Below are 16,472 nucleotides of genomic sequence, written 5' to 3' on the forward strand. Positions count from 1 at the left end.
TGGGACGAGAAGGAGGCACGCCGGTGCCATCAGGGCAGCAGGCACGCGCACAGGCGTCTGCGATCACCTCGGGACAGCAATCTTCGGACAACGAGGGAGCCCCGACGTCCAGGCTGCTCGCCCTCTTCGACGGCCACCGGCTCTCCCCCGCCCAGCGGCGCATCGCGCAGTACATGGTCGACCACCTTCCCGAGGCGGCCTTCCTGTCCATCACGGACCTCGCCGAACGCGTGGGCGTGAGCCAGCCGTCCGTGACGCGATTCGCCTCCGCCCTGGGGTTCAGCGGCTTCCCGGCGCTCCGCGAGGCCCTGCACCCGATCGCGCTCAGCGCAGTCGCGGGTTCGCCCGACACCCCGGAGGAGATCCGCCGCAACGAGCTCCAGGCGGCCATCGACACCGAGATCGAGAACCTGGAGAACCTGCGCCGACTGCTCGGCGATCCGAACCGGGTCATCGAACTGGGCCGCGACCTGGCCCGGTCGGTGCCGCTGACGGTCCTCGGCCTGCGTATCTCCGTCTCACTGGCGGAGTACTTCGCGTACGCGGCGAGACGGATCCACCCCGATGTACGGCTGGTGACCCGTGGCGGCAGCGTCGCCTTCGACGCGCTTCTCCAGTCCCGGGAGGCCGGCGGGACATGGGTGCTGGCGTTCTCGATGCCCCGGTACGCCGAGGAAACCCTGGCAGCGATCCGGGACGCCCGCAGCACGGGGCTCCGCGTCGCGCTGATCACCGATCAGCCGCTGGGACCGTTCGTGGACGAAGTGGATGTGGCGCTCAGCGCGAGCACCGGATCGCGGCTCGTCTTCGACTCCTACGCGGCTCCTGGAGTGCTGTCCGCGGCGGTGCTCCAGGCGATGGCCGACGCCGACCCTGAGCGCACCCAGGCTCGTCTTGAGGGGTACGAGCAGGTCGCGGAGCAGCACCACTTCTTCCACGAGGGCTGACGGCGGAGGGCCCGACCAGGGCGAGCGGGGCGGCGCTCGGGTTTTCATCCGAAAATATGCATGAATTTTTTCATGCCCTTGCTTACTCGACGGTATATATATTTACTGCGTCTGCGCGGCTTCGGGATGTCCCCGCAGTCCCGAGCAGGTCCATACCCTCAGCAAGGAGCCGGCGGTCCGCACCATGTACTCAGTCATCGCCGCACCCGCACGCGAGCGGCATGTGTCCACGGTCCGGCGTCATGCGGCCGCCTGTCCGCACGCATGGTGCCTCGCCGAGGACGACCAGCACTACAGCCTCCTCATCGTGGGGGAACTGGCCGGGAACGCGGCGGTGCACGGGCGGGACACCATGACGCTGGGCCTCGCGCCGGCCGCCCCGCACCGGACCCTGTGCATCCAGGTGACCGACTACAGCGGCCCGTCCCGGATCACGCCGAGGGCCTCGCTCGACGATCTCGACAAGGAATTCGGCCGCGGACTGGGCATCGTGTGCAGCCTGGCGCAGTCGGTGGACAGCACCACAACCGTCAATACCAACCAGGTGCGGGCCATTCACCGCATCGAGCCCCTACGGGCCACTTGAACGGACACCCGGGGACGACGCGGACTCCTCTCGTCGGCTCCCAGGTGTTCTACCCGGGCGCTCCGCTTCCGCGGACGCCCATGGCGGCCCCGGTCATCCCCTAGGCCGGGGCCGCCAGAAACCGCGCCACCAGCGCCCGTTGCACGTGCCTCCGCACCCCATCCGCACCTCACCCGGAAGCGATGACGATGCCTCAGACCCTCTCCCCGACCGCCGCCGACTGGCCGCGTCAGGTCAAGGCCCCCGGCAGCCACGACTGGGAGCGCACGGCCGCCCGGTGGCTGCGGGATCTGCTGCCCGCCCGGTACGCCGGCTACTCCACGCTCACCCGCAATCACGTCATACTCGCCCGCCACGCGCATCTCCACGTCCAGCACGAGATCCGTGCCGTGCGCGTGGCGCTGCAGACTTCGCGGGCCGAGCTGCCGACCCTGGGTGTGTCGGAGAGCGTCATCGAGAACACCATCCGGCTGTACGCCCTCGAACTGGACGAGCTCAGCCGTATCGCGCGTGGCGTCCGGGTCATCAGCGAGGCCCTCCTCGCCGGCAGCGGCGTCCGGCGCGGACGGCTGCGCGTCTGAGTCACGCGCCCGGCCCCACTTCGCGAACCGCCGCATCGGGCGGGACGGCCACGCCCGGAGCACCCTGATGGGCGGCCGACGCCAAACGCCCGCAGGGTGGGAGGTACGTGCCGCTCAGCGAGGGAGGTCCCGTGGAGGACATACGCGTCAGCGATCCGATCCTGGCCGTGCGAGAGCGCCTGCAGCGCTGCTCCGTCGCTGTCGACCTGGCCGCGGACCGGACCCGCATCTATCTGAGGAAACGCGGCCTGGTCGCCGACGAACCCAGCCTGGTCGCCGTGAACCAGGAGTGCGGCACCGTCGTCGCGGTCGGCACCAGGGCGGAGCAGATGGCCGGCCGCTCGCCCGGCCACATCGCCGTCATACGGCCGATCCTCGGCGGCATGGTGGTCGACGTCGATCTCGCCCGGAGTCTGCTGCGGCACGTGGCCGGGGCCAGACTGCGCCGGGTCTGGCAGCGCGCCCCGCTCACCAGGGCGGCGGTGTGCCTCCCCTACGGCAGCCCGCCCGTGGCCTGCCGCTCCGCCGTCGAGACCCTCAGCGGCGCCGGGATACGGCGGGTCGAACTCGTCGACAGCCTGCTGGCCACGGCGGTCGGGTGCGGACTCCCCGTCGAGCGCCCCGAAGCGGCCATGATTGTGGTGGCCGGCCCCGACCGTACCCAGGTGGCCGTACTCTCCCTGGGGGCCGTCGTCGCGTGGTCGAGCGCTCCTGTGGGCAGTGATGTGGTCGCCCAGAGCGTCGTCGAGCACTTCCGCGCCCGGTACGGACTGTCGGTCCACAGCCAGTCCGTTCGCGCCCTGCTCCACCAGCTCAGCGCCACGTCGCACGAAACGGATCCCAGGATCGAGGTCAGCGGCCGGGACGTGAGCAACGGAACGGTGCGCTCCGTGACCGTCGACGTCGCCGCCCTCCGGGAGGCGACGGGCGCCCCGCTGGGCGCCGTCATGGACAGCGTGTTCACCGTGCTGCGCCGCTGCTCGCCCGACCTCGTCGTCGACATAGAAGACCGCGGCATCGTGCTCGCCGGCGCGGTGACCCGCCTGCCGGGCCTCGACGTGCTGCTGCGGCAGGCCGTCACCGTGCCCGTCCACATTGCCGACGCTCCCGAGGAGTGCGCCGTCCTCGGGCTGGGAGCGATGATCGACGGCAGGGCCGCGGCCTGAATCCCGGACGGCGCAGATGACCCCGAGGCGCTGGGATGTGGCGCACCACGCCCGGCGGATCCCGCACCTGCCAACGAGGCTGCGCGCCTCCTGGGCCGGCCTCGCCTGGAGTCGCGGGCGCGAGATGGAGCTGATGCACCGCGCCATGGGCTTCGCGGCACTCGCCTTCCTGACCATGGTGCCGCTCCTCATCGTCGTCGCGGCGGCGGATCCGGCGAGCGGGCAGGGCTTCGGCCGGTGGCTCGGGCACGCGCTGGGAGTGTCGAAGTCCTCTCAGGACGAGGTCGAGCGCCTCTTCGGACTGCCGGGGCAGGCGTTGCAGCGCACGACCGCCTTCGGTCTCGGCGCCCTCACGGTCTTCGGCCTGACCTTCGGATCCGCCGTACAGACCGGCTACGAGAAGGTCTGGGACCTGCCGACGGCCCGCTGGCACACCATGTGGCGGCACGTCGTCTGGCTCGCCATGCTCATCGTCGGTCTCGTGGTGTTCGTCAACACACCCACCCCCGGCGAGTCTGCCGGCGTCGACCTGATCGTGGTCCTGGGTGACCTGATCGGCACGTTCCTGTTCTTCTGGTGGTCCCAGCGGCTGCTTCTCACCGGCCGGGTCCGCTGGCGTGCCCTGCTCCCCGGCGCGGTGGCCACCGCCCTGGCCCTGCTGGGGCTGCGCATATTCTCTCAGCTCGTCTTCTCACCCCTGATCGCCTCCAACGCCATCGTCTACGGCCCCTTCGGGACCTTTCTGGTCATCCAGTCCTGGCTGGTCGGCGTGGGCGTGGTCGTCTACGGCGGAGCCCTGATGGGACGCCTCTTCCACGAACACCGCACGCACCGCCGACTGCGGCGCGAGGCGGCAGCCGAGTGACCCCCCGGCGACGGGCGGGCATGCCCCAGTGATCGCCGGGTAGCCGCACCTCCGCGTTGCGAGAGAGCCCGCGCCGCGCCACGGTCGAAGGGGCGAACCGGCGGAGGGGACGACGAATGCGCGACGGTCGTTATCGCGCAGTACGGCTGTCAGCGGCCCATGCACCGCCCCGGCCGCCGCGGGCCGGCTCGCCTCGGCCACGGGACGGGCGGTTGCGATGACGATGACGCATGTGGGGTACGCCTGTCTGGGCCTGGGTGCGCTGCTGGCCGCGGTCCTGCCCCGGGTGGTGGCGAGACGCCCCCTGTCCGTGCCGATGGTCTTCCTCGGGGTCGGCGTGCTGGTGTTCCTGCTGCCGGTCGAGCTGCCGGATCCCGACCCGGTGCGGGACCGGGAATGGGTGGAGCATCTGAGCGAGGTGTGCGTGATCGCCTCGCTGATGGGCGCCGGGCTCGCCATCAACCGGCCGTTCGGCCTCCGCATGTGGTCGACCACCTGGCGGCTTCTGGGCATCACCATGCCGCTGACCGTGATCGCTACGGCACTCACCGCCTGGTGGCTGCTGGACTGGCCGCCCGCCGTGGCGCTGCTGCTGGCCGCGGTCCTCGCACCGACTGATCCCGTGCTCGCCGCGGAGGTCAGGGTAGGGGAGCCGACCGACGCCGAGCACGACGAGGACGAGGTGCGGTTCGCGCTCACCAGCGAAGCCGGCCTCAACGACGGACTGGCCTTTCCGTTCGTCCTCGCGGCGATCGCGTTCTTCACGACTGCCGGGACCGGCTGGTCCGGCCGATGGATCGGGCCCTGGCTCTGGAGCGACGTGGCGCTCAGGGTGGCTGTGGGTGTGCTCACCGGTCTTGCAGTGGGACGGCTGCTCGGCTGGATGCTGTTCCGGGCCAACTGGGAAGCGCTGCGGCTGTCCGAGCACCGGGAGGGCTTCGTCGCACTGGGCGCCACCTTCCTGTCGTACGGGCTGACGGAAGTCCTCCACGGATACGGCTTCCTGGCGGTGTTCACGGCCGCCTGCGCCATCCGGGCCGCCGAGCGGGCGCATGGCTATCACAAGGTGCTGCACGCCTTTATGGAGCAGGTGGAGCGCCTGCTCACCGCGGGGGTTCTCTTCCTCCTGGGCGGTTTCATCGCCGTGGGAGGGTTGTCGGCGCTCACTTGGCGCGGCGCCGCGGCCGGACTGCTCCTGATCCTGGTGATCCGCCCCCTCACCGGCTGGGCGGCTCAGCTCGGCGGCAGGACTGAACCCAGGGAGCGCGCGGTGGCGGCTCTCTTCGGAATCCGGGGCATCGGGTCGGTGTACTACATGGCCTACGCCCTGGGAGAGAGCAGCTTCGGCGGCTTCGAGCGGGAACTGTGGGCGGTCGTGACGTTCACCGTCCTGGTGTCCGTGGTGGTGCACGGGACAGCCGCCACCCCGGTCATCTCCCGGCTCGACCGGCTGAACCGGAGAGCTGGGCGCATCGCGGGTCCGCCTCCCGAATGAGGACGGGGGTCAGCTGTCGCGCCAGTCCTTCATGATCACGAAGGCGTGGTTCTCATGGCCGAGGATGTGGCCGTCGGAGTCGACGAAGGTCCCGGTCACCTCGTAGGTGTCGCGGGCCAGATGGCCGATGGGCAGCCGCTCCGGCGGCAGTACCACCTCGTACGGGCCGCCCGGCCGGTAACCGCCGAGGAGCACCTCGGAGCAGCCGATCACCGACCCCTGCCGGTGCCGCACATCCGTGAACGTGAGGCCTTCGACGGGCTTGCCCAGGCGGAAGGCCAGCATGACGCGGACTTCCGCACCCTCCTTCAATGTGAAAGGAGCAGTTCGGGGAACGATGGAGGTTTCCCCGGGTACAGGAAGCGGGACATCGATGTCCTCGTGCCCCTCCGCCTGCAGGGTGACACTCAGCAGCTCGAATTCCTGAACGCTGCCGATCGGTTCTTCCACGGGCGTTCTCATCGGTCAACCAGCTTTCGGGACGACGGTGCCAGCATATGCGTAAGTCCGCTTGTTCGGGGCACGTGCATGCCGAGGCAGTGACTCATCGACTGGTACCGCTGGTTGGCGTACGGGCCTCTGCCGCAGCGGCGGGCGCCGCGGACTCCGATGGATCCGCACTGAACGGGAGTGTTCCGCATGGTGTCGGGAGTGACCGGGCAGCCGGAGGGTGAAAGCGTTCTGCCGGCGAGATTCAGCGTCCGACGGAGAGCGGCCGCCGGCACTGTGGTGCTGGCGCTCGCGGGCGAGCTGGACCATGACACCGCCGGTCCGCTGCGCGAAGCCCTCGGCGACGCGCTGGGCGCCGGAACGGACCGGATCGTGGTCGACTGCGCCGAACTGCGGTTCTGCGACTCGACGGGGCTGAATGTCCTCCTTCGGGGCAGGCTGGCCGCCCAGGAGGCGGGGGCACGGCTCGAGCTCGCCGCTCTGCAGCCGCCGGTCGCCCGGATGTTGCACATCACCGGAGCCGACGGTGTGTTCCGGGTGCACACAGAGCTGGCCGAAGCGCTGGCGGAGAGTCCGCGGGCAGAGCGGCAGACGTAGCGGGAGAGCAGCGGCGGGAGGACAAGTGATGAGCGGGAGCCTCCTGGCACAGGGCCAGACCCGGCGTCTCGCGCTGTACGGCACCAAGGGCCTGGTGACACGGTGCCGCGACTTCACCCGCGAAGCCCTGGCGGACTGGGGGTGGACCCCGGCCCGGAACGAGGAGCACCAGGCCGTCGTCGACGATGTGCTGCTGCTGGTCTCCGAATTGATCACCAATGCCTGCCTGCACACCGACGGACCGACGGAGTTCGTGCTGCACTGCACGGACGAGCGGCTGCGGGTGGAGGTCGCCGACGCCAGCCCCGAGCACCCGCGACCCCGCCCGCCCGGCAGCGCCGCGATGCCCGGCGGGCACGGTCTGGTGGTGGTGCAGCGGCTGGCGCTGCGGTGGGGTTCGGCAGCGCGGAAGGACGGCAAGACCGTGTGGCTGGAGGTGGCGTCACCGGTTCGCGGCGCCGGGCAGCGGCAGCCCGTTCCGCGCCGGTAGCCGGCGGGCGTGGAAGGGGAGGGCTATGCGTCGTCGCCGGCGGCCTGCGCGGCTTCCGCCGGCAGGTCCTCCAGCAGGCCGACGCGCAGTGTGGCCAGGGCACGGGCGAGCAGTCGCGAGACATGCATCTGGGAGATGCCCAGCCGGGCGCCGATCTCCGACTGAGTGAGCTCCTCGCCGAAGCGCAGCGACAGGATCGTGCGGTCGCGCTCGGGCAGGGCCGCGATCAGAGGCTTGAGGGACTCCAGGCACTCGATGACATCGAATGCCCGGTCCTCTTCGCCGAGCGAGCGGTTCACCGCGCTGCGGGCCTCGTCCTCCTTCAGCGGAGCGTCGAGCGAGCGGGCGATGTAGCCGTTGGCCGCCTGCTGGCCCTCGACCACTTCCGCCTCGGTGAGTCCGAGGCGCTCGGCGAGCTCGGCCGCGGTCGGTACGCGGCCCAGGCCCTGCTCCAGGGTGTCGTACGCCTTGGCCAGGTCGATCCGCAGCTCCTGGAGCCGGCGCGGCACCCGGACCGCCCAGCTGGTGTCCCGGAAGAAGCGTTTGATCTCGCCCACGATCGTCGGCAGCGCGAACGACGCGAACTCCACCTCGCGCTCCACGTCGAACCGGTTGATGGCCTTGATCAGGCCGATCGTCCCGACCTGAATGATGTCCTCCACCGGCTCGCTGCGGTTGCGGAACCGCGTCACGGCGTACTTCACCAGGCTGAGGTTGAGTTCGACGAGGGTGTTGCGGACGTAGGAGTACTCCGGAGAGCCTTCCTCCAGCCTGCGCAGCCGCAGGAAGAGGGCCGTCGAGAGCGTCCGCGCGTCCAGGGTGCTCAGGGTCCGGAAGTCGGGGATCTCCGGGAGTCCGGCGAGAGGGGAGGCCTCCCGCCGACGCGGTCGGCGCGGCACGAGTTCTGTGGACACCGGAGTACGGCCGGACGCCCTGGCGGTGCGGGTGGTTCCGGCGGTACGGGCGGCTCTGGCGGTACGGGCAGTACTGGACATGAGGCTCCTCCGACGGAAAGCGGCCGGCGCTGTCGGCTGCAGCGGGACCGTCGCGTGAGCGTCCCTAGAGGCCTTACCCAATTATGCCGATTTGACCCTTTTTTGCTGGGCAGGCGTATCGCATGGAGGGAGCACAGAGCCGGACCCGCACCCGTCGGTTCCCGCTGGAGGGCGGGCCGGGCGCCGTGGGGCGGTGCCGTGACCTGACCCGCCAGGTGCTGGCGGATTGGTTCACCCTCTCCGGAGCGGCCGGTCGAGTGATGGCCCAGGACGTCCTGCTCCTCGTCTCCGAGGTCGTCACCAACGCGTGCAGGCACGGCGGCGCTCCGTACGAGCTCAGACTCGACCGCGCACCCGGAAGGCTCCTGGTGCAGGTCAGTGACACCGGGCCCGGACAGCCGACGCCGCACGGGCCGCACCGTGCCGCCCGCGCGTCCGGCCACGGCCTCTATCTGCTGGAACGGCTGTCGTCGCGATGGGGATGGGTCCGGCGGGAGGCCGGCAAGACGGTCTGGTTCGAGATGACCGTCCCGGAGTGATCGGACCGTGTCACAAGAGGCTCGTTCCTACCGCCCCGACCCCGGATGACCGGCGCGCGGCCGCGTGCCACAGTGGAGCCCAGGCCGTGGAGGACCCTCGCCCTGCGGGGACCGAATGCCCGGCGTCGTGAGTCATGAGCGCGAGGTCAGCCATGGAAGAGTCCGACCGGATCAGCGGGGCCGGGCCTGTCCGCCCCACCGCGGAGCTGAGCGAAGAGGGACTCCGCAGGCTGCTGGCCGGGCTCACCGCCGTACGTGACGGAGACTTCAGCACCCGCCTCCCCGAAGACGCCGACGGTTTGCTGGGCGAGATCGCGTCGGTCTACAACGGGATGGCCGACCAGCTGTCGCTGGTCACGGCCGAGGTCACCCGGGTGGCCCGGGAAGTCGGCGGACAGGGCCTGCTCGGCGGCCATGCGCGGGTGCCCCGGGTCAGCGGCGTGTGGCAGGAGCTCACCACAGGCGTCAACACCATGGCCGACAACCTCACCTCGCAGGTACGGTCCATCGCACAGGTCGCCACAGCCGTCGCGCGGGGAGACCTGACCCAGAAGATCAGAGTCGACGCACGTGGGGAGATCCTCGAACTGAAGGAGACCATCAACACGATGGTCGAGCGGCTCTCCTCGTTCGCCGAGGAGGTGACCCGCGTCGCCCGTGAAGTCGGCACCGAGGGAGACCTGGGCGGGCAGGCGACGGTCCGGGGCGTTTCCGGCACTTGGAAGGACCTGACCGACAACGTCAACTCCATGGCGACCAATCTGACCAACCAGGTCCGCAACATCGCCCAGGTCACCACGGCGGTGGCGCAGGGTGATCTGACCAGGAAGATCGACGTCGACGCCCGGGGCGAGATCCTCGAACTGAAGACGACCATCAACACCATGGTCGACCAGCTGTCGTCCTTCGCCGCCGAGGTCACCCGGGTGGCGCGCGAGGTCGGGAGCGAGGGCAGGCTGGGCGGCCAGGCAGAGGTGGCAGGCGTTTCCGGCACCTGGAAGCGGCTCACCGAGAACGTCAACGAGCTGGCCGGCAACCTGACCCGCCAGGTGCGCGCCATCGCCGAGGTGACCAGCGCGGTCGCCGAGGGAGACCTGACCCGCTCGATCACGGTCGAGGCCCCCGGAGAGGTCGGCGACCTCAAGGACAACATCAACGCCATGGTGGAGTCGCTGCGCGCGACCACCCGTGCCAACGAGGAGCAGGACTGGCTCAAGACCAACCTGGCCCGGATCGCCGGACTGATGCAGGGCACCCGGGACCTCGGCGCGGTCGCCGAGCTCATCATGGACGGTGTCCCTCCGCTGGTCTCCGCACAGTACGGAGCCTTCTTCCTGGCCCAGGAGAGCGCCGCCGGCACCGAACTCGTCAGGATCGCCGCGTACGGAGCGCCGGACGACCCCGCCACCGGTCCCCGGCGCTTCCGGATCGGGCAGTCCCTGGTCGGCCAGGCCGCGCAGAGCCGCCGCACCATCACGGTCCACGAGGTGCCCCCCGGCTACGCGACGATCGCCTCGGGCACCGGCTCCCTCGACCCGAGCACCTTGATCGTGCTGCCGATCGTGGCGGAGGAGCAGGTCCTCGGCGCCATCGAACTGGCCTCGCTGCGCCCGTTCACCGCCATACATCTCGACTTCCTGGAGCAGTTCATCGAGACGGTCGGCGTCAACGTCAGCTCACTCATCGCCAATGCGCGCACCGACGAACTGCTGGACCGCTCGCAGCGGCTCACGGCGGAACTGAGCGCCCGGTCCCAAGAGTTGCAGGCCCGGCAGGAGGAGCTTCAGCAGTCCAACGCCGAACTCAAGGAGAAGGCGGCCCTGCTGGCGGACCGCAACCGCGACATCGAGCGCAAGAACCTGGAGATCGAGCAGGCCCGTCAGGAGCTGGAGACCCGGGCGCAGCAGCTCTCCCGTACGTCAATGTACAAATCCGAGTTCCTGGCCAACATGAGCCACGAACTTCGTACCCCGCTGAACAGCCTGCTCATTCTCGCCCAGCTGCTCGCACAGAACCCCGAGGGCAATCTGACGGAGAAGCAGGTCGACTACGCGGAGGTCATCCACTCCGCCGGTTCCGACCTGCTCCAGCTGATCAACGACATCCTGGACCTGTCGAAGGTCGAGGCCGGAAAGATGGACATCCATCCCGAGCCGGTCTCGCTGAACCTCCTCGTCGAGTACGTCGAGGCCACATTCCGCCCGGTGGCGAGTGAACGCGAGCTGGACTTCCGGGTGATCGCCGGACCGGGAATACCCGACGAGCTCATCACCGACGAGTCCCGGCTCCGGCAGGTGCTGCGCAACCTGCTCTCCAACGCACTGAAGTTCACCGACGAGGGACACGTCGAACTGCGCGTCGACCTTGCCGGGGACGAGGAACTGCCGCCGGCCCTCCGTGGCGGCGGGCCGGCGCTCGCCTTCCGCGTCACCGACACCGGCATCGGTATCCCGGCCGAGCGCCTGGAGACCATCTTCGGGGCCTTCCAGCAGGGTGAGGGCACCACCGCCCGCCGCTACGGCGGCACCGGCCTCGGCCTCTCCATCAGCCGGGAGGTGGCGCAGCTCCTCGGCGGCGCCGTCGTGGCCGAGAGCAGCCCGGGGCGGGGCAGCCGCTTCACGCTCTACCTTCCGGTACACCTGGAGCACAGCCCGGAACGGCCCCACGCCGGCGGCAGAATGCGCTGGGAGCTGGAGGGTGCGCCGCCCCCGGGCGCTCCGGCGGCCGGCCGCACGGTCCTCGTGGTCGACGACGACAGTCGCAACGTCTTCGCACTCACCGAAGTCCTGCAGCGGGAGGGGATGCGCGTCCTGCAGGCGGACAACGGCAGGGCCGGACTGGATCTGCTGGCCGTGCACGACGACGTGGACCTCATCGTGATGGACGTGATGATGGCCGGAATGGACGGCTACGCCACCACCGCCGCCATCCGGGAGATGCCTCGGTTCGCCGACGTCCCTGTCATCGCGGTCACCGCCAAGGCGATGCCCGGCGACCGGGCCAAGGCGCTGGCGGCCGGTGCCAATGACTACGTCACCAAGCCCGTCGACACGGATGACCTGGTCGGCCGGATACGCAACTGGCTGACCGGCGGCTGACCGGACCGGGACGGCGGCCGACCGGTCAGGACACCTTTACCACCACCAGACTGGTGTCGTCGTCCGTGTCGCCGATGACGGCCCCCATCAGCCGGTCAGCGTGCTCGTCCATCCCGCCGGGACCGAGCCCCTCGGCCGCGCGCCGCAGGATCGCCAGGCTCTCGTCGAGGCCCGTGTGGCGCCGCTCGATGAACCCGTCGGTGTAGAGCAGCAGCGTGTCCCCGGGCATCAGCTGCGTCACGGTCTCCTGATAGCGCGCGGACGGGACGGCTCCGAGCAGGATGTTGCGCGGGGGTTCCAGGAACTCGGCCATTCCCTCCCGCAGCAGCAGCAGAGGCAGGTGGCCCGCGCTCGACCAGCACAGGGTTCGGTCGGCCGGGTCGTACAACGCGCACACCGCGGTGGCCGTCGGATGCCCGTGCGTGTGCAGCGTGACCTCGTTCAGCCACGTCATGAGCCGGCCGGGGGAGTGGCCGGTGAAGGCCAGCCCGCGCAGCGCGTTGCGCAGGGCGACCATCCCGGTCGCGGCGTCGATACCGTGCCCGGCGATGTCACCGACCACCACCAGCACCTGGCCGCTGGGCAGCGGCAGCACGTCGTACCAGTCGCCACCGATGCGGTACTCCTCCGCCGCCGGCCGGTAGCGGGCCGCGACCTGGAGCCCCGGCGACTCCTCCAGCCTCGGCACCTCAGGGACGATCGCCTGCTGGAGCTGGAGGGCCAGCTGATGGCGCAGCGCCGACTGCGCCTGAACGGCGGTCAGCTGGTCGAAGGTGGCGGTCAGCGCGACCTCGGTGTGGTGCCGGGCGGAGACGTCCTGGTAGATACCGGTGACGCCGGTGAGTACGCCATCGGTCAGCAGCGGCTCGGCGGCGATACGCACATGGCGCAGTCCCCCGTCGTCACGGATGACGCGTACCAGGGTGTGCGCACCTTCCAGCCTGCCGGTCACCTCGGTGAGCAGCTCCTCCAGCCGGCCGGTGTCCGCCGCGTGCAGCCGCGGCCCGAGCTTGCGCAGGGGCACCGGGTCGGTGTCCCGGGGGATCCCGAAGATCGTGTACGCCTGGTCGCTCCACCGGGAGTCGCCGGTGATCAGGTCGTCCTCGAAGGAGGCGACGTATTCCAGACGGCTCAGCGCCCGCGCGACCGAGAGACCCGAGTCGCTGCTGGCGTGCCAGAGCACGGCCGAGTGACCCCGTCCGGCAGGCAGCACCCGGACGTCGAGCATGGGGTCCGGGCCTCCGTGCCGGTAGGTGCCGGGTATCCGGCCCGCGCGCTGCGGCGCCGCGGTGGACTCCACGTCCGCCACCAGGCGTGCGAGATCGCCGTCGACGTGCGGGAAGACCTGCGCCAGCGGACGTCCCACGGGCGCGTGCACCCCGCCCGCGGCCTTCATCGCCACCGGGTTGAGGTGCTCCACGTACAGCGCCGAGGTCTCCGGCTCCGTACGAAGAAGCATGGCCGGGTGCGCCAGCAGATCCAGGAGGGCGCCGAGCGCCGGCGGCTCCGCCGGATCCGTGCCCGCCTCGTCGAGCATCCGGGCGGCTGTCTCGGTCAGTCCCACGAGGGCCCGGCGTACCGGCTCGTCGAGGTGGGCGGGACCCGGCCAGACCGCCAGCGCCATCCCCGCAAGGGAACCCCTGTGCCACAGCGGAACGATCGCGCGGCCCGCTTCGGGAGAGGGGCCCGGCAACCGCTCGCCGGACGGCGGTCCGGCCGGCAGCCAGGCCGGTTCCGCCGCGGCCAGCGCGCGGTGCAGCGGCCCGCCCCCCTCCGGGGGGATCCACCGCCAGTGGGACGCCTCCGTTGAACTCACCCCCGCGTGCCCGGCGAGCTCCAGGCAGTCCGTGGAGGTACGGCGCCACAGCCACAGGGCCTGCGCGCCGAGCGGGCGCAGACCGCCTTCGAGCAGCGCGGCCGCCACATCGCCGACCGTGTCGCCCGATTCCGCCGCGGATGCCGTCCGGCGGAACCGGCGCGCGTGTGCGGCCCCGTCCGCGCCGTCGGCTTCGGCGACGACCGTCCCCGCTGCGCCGTTCACTATGTCGGCCGCGAGGTCCTCCGCACTCACCCCGGTGGACTCGGCGAGACGCAGCAGGTGGTCCGCGGCGTCGAGCGGGGTCGTCGAGAGCTGGGCGACCAGGACGCCGGCCGCGAGGTCGAGCAGGTGGCGGCGCGCCCGTTCGGCGTGCAGGGCGGCGACCTCCGCCGAGAGCTCGGCCACAGCCGTGGAGAGGTCGCCGTCTTCGGTGGCCGGTCCCGGGGGTGGCCCCAGCTCGGGCATGATCATGACTTCTCCGTCTCGAGGAGGCCATGGGCGCCATAGGACTGTGCGGTCAGCTGCCGGCACCTGACGGTACGTGCTGCTGGCGAACACGATTGCGACGCACCGGATTCTACTCGGGCAGGCCGTGCCAGGCAGGGGCAGCGGAGCGCTTCCTGGCCGTACCGCCGATTGGGCGACACCTGGCGGGGTAGCCGCAGCGCGGGGGGAGTGAGCAGGCCGGCCGGGTGACCGCGAGGCAATCCGGCGGCGGAAGGGCACATCGTCATGAGTATTCCCGTCCCGCCTGACCCGGACGTCAGCCCGGTGCCCAGGCCGTCCCCGCGACCGGATGAGCCGGGACCCGAACCCAGGCCCGGCCCCCGGCCCGACCCGAGGCCGGGCCCGTACCCCGAGCCTCGTCCTCGCGAGACCCGCCCCACGCCGCCGGGCCCCGCCCAGCAGACGGCCTCCCCGACGCCCCGACGCCGCTGAACTGGAAAGGCACCCATGGCCAATCTGGCCGACGAGTACGGCAACCGACGTCGAGATCTACGTCAAGGCCCTGACCACCACCATCCACGCTGACACCCGCACCGGCGCCCCCGCCAAGCGGCTCGCCTGTTGTTGCGACGGCAAATGATGACCTCGCAAGACCTGCCCAGCGAGCGCCACGAGCACCTGATGGCGATGCGCGGCGCGGAGCGCAGGTACATCGACGGTTCGGACGTCAAAGCGCAGGTTGCGGATCGGCGCTGGTCACATGGGCGCTGTCAGCCCAAAGCAAGCGGACTTTTGAGTACCGGGGACCAAGAGTCGGTGCCGCGGTCGCGGGTTAACTGCTCTGTGTGGGTGGCAGGAGCCAGCCACTCGGCCCGGCCGCTGGGGCGTCACCGTGGTGCTGTGACGGTGCCTGCGCGGTCGGGCCGACGGTACTGGAGCACGGTGCGAGGCAGACATGAACAGTTTGGTCGGAGCCTGGGTCCTTGAGGACTTCTCGCTCACACGTGAGGGGACGGTCGTCCATCCGCTCGGGGAGCGTCCCAGTGGGATGCTGCTCTACACCGCCGACGGGTGGATGAGCGCACTGCTGACCGTCCATCCCGATGATGCCCCGGTCGCATCCGTGTTCGAGGAGACGGCCAGCGGAACCGTGGCCTATGCCGGACGCTGGGAGCGCGAGGCGGACGGGCCGGTCGTGCACCGTATCCAGACCAGTCACTACACACCGTGGACGGGGACGGCCTTGGTGCGCGATGTCCGGCTCAGCCCGGGACGGCTGGAGCTGACAGTTGCCGGGGCCGACGACGAGTCCCTGACGCGCCTGCGCTGGCGACGGGCCGACGCCTGACGGCGTGGGACCGGGCCGGCCGCCCGCCACGCAGCCGGAGCAGCGACAACGACCGCCTGGCTGATCATCCCCTCATCCTTTTTCCCCTTTCCCGTTTTTCCCCTTTTCTCAGGAGGTGTTGTGCCATGCGCACAGCCAATTTCAACGGCCGTCTGGTGCTCGTCCTCGACAACGGTGTGGTGGACGTGGAGAAAGCCAGTGACGGGCTGTTCTCCTCGGACCCGCAGGCAGTCTTCGACCGCTGGGCCGAGTTCCGCGACTGGGCCCAGTCCGCGGCCGCGACCGGCCACGAGCGGATGCCCTTGGAGGAGCGGCGGCTGGGCGCGCCGGTTCCGCGCCCGCGGCAGGTCTTCGCGGTCGGGCTGAACTACGCCGACCACGTGGCGGAGTCGGGGGTCGCCGTACCGGAGCGTCCCGCTGTCTTCACCAAGTACGTCACGTCCCTGACCGGGCCCTACGACACGGTCGCGCTGCCGAGTGCCTTGGTCGACTGGGAGGTCGAGCTGGTAGCGGTGATCGGTCGTGAGGCGTCCCAGGTCGCCGCCTCCGAGGCGTGGCAGTACGTGGCGGGCCTCACGCTCGGCCAGGACCTGTCCGAGCGCGGCATCCAGTTGTCGGGACCGGCGCCCCAGTTCTCCCTGGGCAAGTCGTTCCCCGGCTTCAGCCCGACCGGGCCGGTGCTGGTCACCCCGGACGAGTTCGACAACCCCGACGACCTCGCGCTCGGCTGCGCGATCGACGGCGAGACCATGCAGGAGTCGCGCACCTCCCAGCTGATCTTCTCGGTGTCCCAGCAGATCGCCTGGATGTCGTCGATCTGCCCGCTGCTGCCCGGCGACCTGATCTTCACCGGCACACCGGCAGGCGTGGGCGGTACCCGGGACCCGCGCCGCTTCCTGGCCCCCGGCGAGGAACTGCGCAGCTGGATCGACGGCATCGGTGAGCTGCGCAATCCGCTGGTCGCCGGCCCCAGCTACCCCGAAGGCCCGCAGGCCGTCTGACGCGCGGTCGCACACCTTCCCGCGCCCATCACCGCACACCGAAGCTTT

At 70.6% G+C, this 16,472-nt stretch carries 15 protein-coding genes; 12 read left to right on the plus strand and 3 right to left on the minus strand.

All coding sequences use genetic code 11. The features are described from left to right. The first annotated feature begins 23 nt into the window (after nt 1-23). The 6 genes from AB0M62_RS15440 (at nt 24) to AB0M62_RS15465 (ending at nt 5,640) form a co-directional block, all read left to right on the plus strand. The gene (locus tag AB0M62_RS15440) at nt 24-947 is read left to right on the plus strand and encodes a MurR/RpiR family transcriptional regulator (RefSeq protein ID WP_366074684.1); all 924 of its coding nucleotides are present in this window, start codon (nt 24-26) and stop codon (nt 945-947) included. Between the two features lie 184 nt (nt 948-1,131). After that, nucleotides 1,132-1,533, plus strand: coding sequence for an ATP-binding protein (locus AB0M62_RS15445; protein WP_366074685.1), 402 nt, complete (start codon nt 1,132-1,134; stop codon nt 1,531-1,533). Nucleotides 1,534-1,715: 182 nt separating this feature from the next. Further along, a complete protein-coding gene (locus AB0M62_RS15450) occupies nt 1,716-2,114 on the plus strand; it encodes a hypothetical protein (RefSeq protein WP_366074686.1) in 399 nt (132 codons plus the stop codon). Between the two features lie 131 nt (nt 2,115-2,245). Continuing rightward, a complete protein-coding gene (locus AB0M62_RS15455; protein WP_366074687.1) occupies nt 2,246-3,280 on the plus strand; it encodes a rod shape-determining protein in 1,035 nt (344 codons plus the stop codon). A gap of 16 nt (nt 3,281-3,296) precedes the next feature. Next, nucleotides 3,297-4,145: a YhjD/YihY/BrkB family envelope integrity protein gene (locus tag AB0M62_RS15460; protein ID WP_366074688.1), complete on the plus strand. Its 849-nt coding sequence runs from the start codon at nt 3,297-3,299 to the stop codon at nt 4,143-4,145. Between the two features lie 217 nt (nt 4,146-4,362). Beyond that, a complete protein-coding gene (locus tag AB0M62_RS15465; RefSeq protein ID WP_366074689.1) occupies nt 4,363-5,640 on the plus strand; it encodes a cation:proton antiporter in 1,278 nt (425 codons plus the stop codon). A gap of 9 nt (nt 5,641-5,649) precedes the next feature. Here AB0M62_RS15465 and AB0M62_RS15470 read toward each other — a convergent pair whose 3' ends face one another. After that, entirely contained in the window at nt 5,650-6,090 is a 441-nt protein-coding gene (locus tag AB0M62_RS15470) for a hypothetical protein (RefSeq protein ID WP_366074690.1), read from the minus strand. Between the two features lie 189 nt (nt 6,091-6,279). Between AB0M62_RS15470 and AB0M62_RS15475 the strand changes: the two genes are divergently transcribed. Both AB0M62_RS15475 and AB0M62_RS15480 read left to right on the plus strand, forming a co-directional pair. Beyond that, nucleotides 6,280-6,687 (plus strand): STAS domain-containing protein, encoded by a 408-nt coding sequence (locus AB0M62_RS15475; RefSeq protein ID WP_366074691.1) that lies wholly within the window; start codon nt 6,280-6,282, stop codon nt 6,685-6,687. A gap of 28 nt (nt 6,688-6,715) precedes the next feature. Further along, nucleotides 6,716-7,177, plus strand: a complete 462-nt coding sequence (locus tag AB0M62_RS15480; RefSeq protein WP_366074692.1) for an ATP-binding protein — start codon at nt 6,716-6,718, stop codon at nt 7,175-7,177. Between the two features lie 23 nt (nt 7,178-7,200). Here the strand turns inward: AB0M62_RS15480 and AB0M62_RS15485 are convergent, their stop codons facing one another. Further along, complete coding sequence (locus AB0M62_RS15485; protein WP_366074693.1) at nt 7,201-8,172, minus strand: SigB/SigF/SigG family RNA polymerase sigma factor; 972 nt, start codon at nt 8,170-8,172, stop codon at nt 7,201-7,203. A gap of 122 nt (nt 8,173-8,294) precedes the next feature. Between AB0M62_RS15485 and AB0M62_RS15490 the strand changes: the two genes are divergently transcribed. Together AB0M62_RS15490 and AB0M62_RS15495 are read left to right on the plus strand one after the other, a co-directional pair. Beyond that, complete coding sequence (locus AB0M62_RS15490) at nt 8,295-8,711, plus strand: ATP-binding protein (protein ID WP_366074694.1); 417 nt, start codon at nt 8,295-8,297, stop codon at nt 8,709-8,711. 152 nt (nt 8,712-8,863) lie between these two features. Further along, nucleotides 8,864-11,809: a HAMP domain-containing protein gene (locus AB0M62_RS15495; protein ID WP_366074695.1), complete on the plus strand. Its 2,946-nt coding sequence runs from the start codon at nt 8,864-8,866 to the stop codon at nt 11,807-11,809. A gap of 25 nt (nt 11,810-11,834) precedes the next feature. Here the strand turns inward: AB0M62_RS15495 and AB0M62_RS15500 are convergent, their stop codons facing one another. Beyond that, nucleotides 11,835-14,099: a SpoIIE family protein phosphatase gene (locus tag AB0M62_RS15500; RefSeq protein WP_366074696.1), complete on the minus strand. Its 2,265-nt coding sequence runs from the start codon at nt 14,097-14,099 to the stop codon at nt 11,835-11,837. A gap of 931 nt (nt 14,100-15,030) precedes the next feature. Here AB0M62_RS15500 and AB0M62_RS15505 point away from each other — a divergent pair. Both AB0M62_RS15505 and AB0M62_RS15510 read left to right on the plus strand, forming a co-directional pair. After that, a complete protein-coding gene (locus AB0M62_RS15505; RefSeq protein WP_366074698.1) occupies nt 15,031-15,423 on the plus strand; it encodes a lipocalin-like domain-containing protein in 393 nt (130 codons plus the stop codon). Between the two features lie 125 nt (nt 15,424-15,548). Beyond that, on the plus strand, nt 15,549-16,424 hold the full coding sequence (locus AB0M62_RS15510; protein WP_366074699.1) for a fumarylacetoacetate hydrolase family protein: 876 nt from the start codon (nt 15,549-15,551) through the stop codon (nt 16,422-16,424). The last annotated feature ends 48 nt before the right edge of the window (nt 16,425-16,472 follow it).

It is taken from the genome of Streptomyces sp. NPDC051219 (assembly GCF_040682335.1).
Classification (GTDB): domain Bacteria; phylum Actinomycetota; class Actinomycetes; order Streptomycetales; family Streptomycetaceae; genus Streptomyces.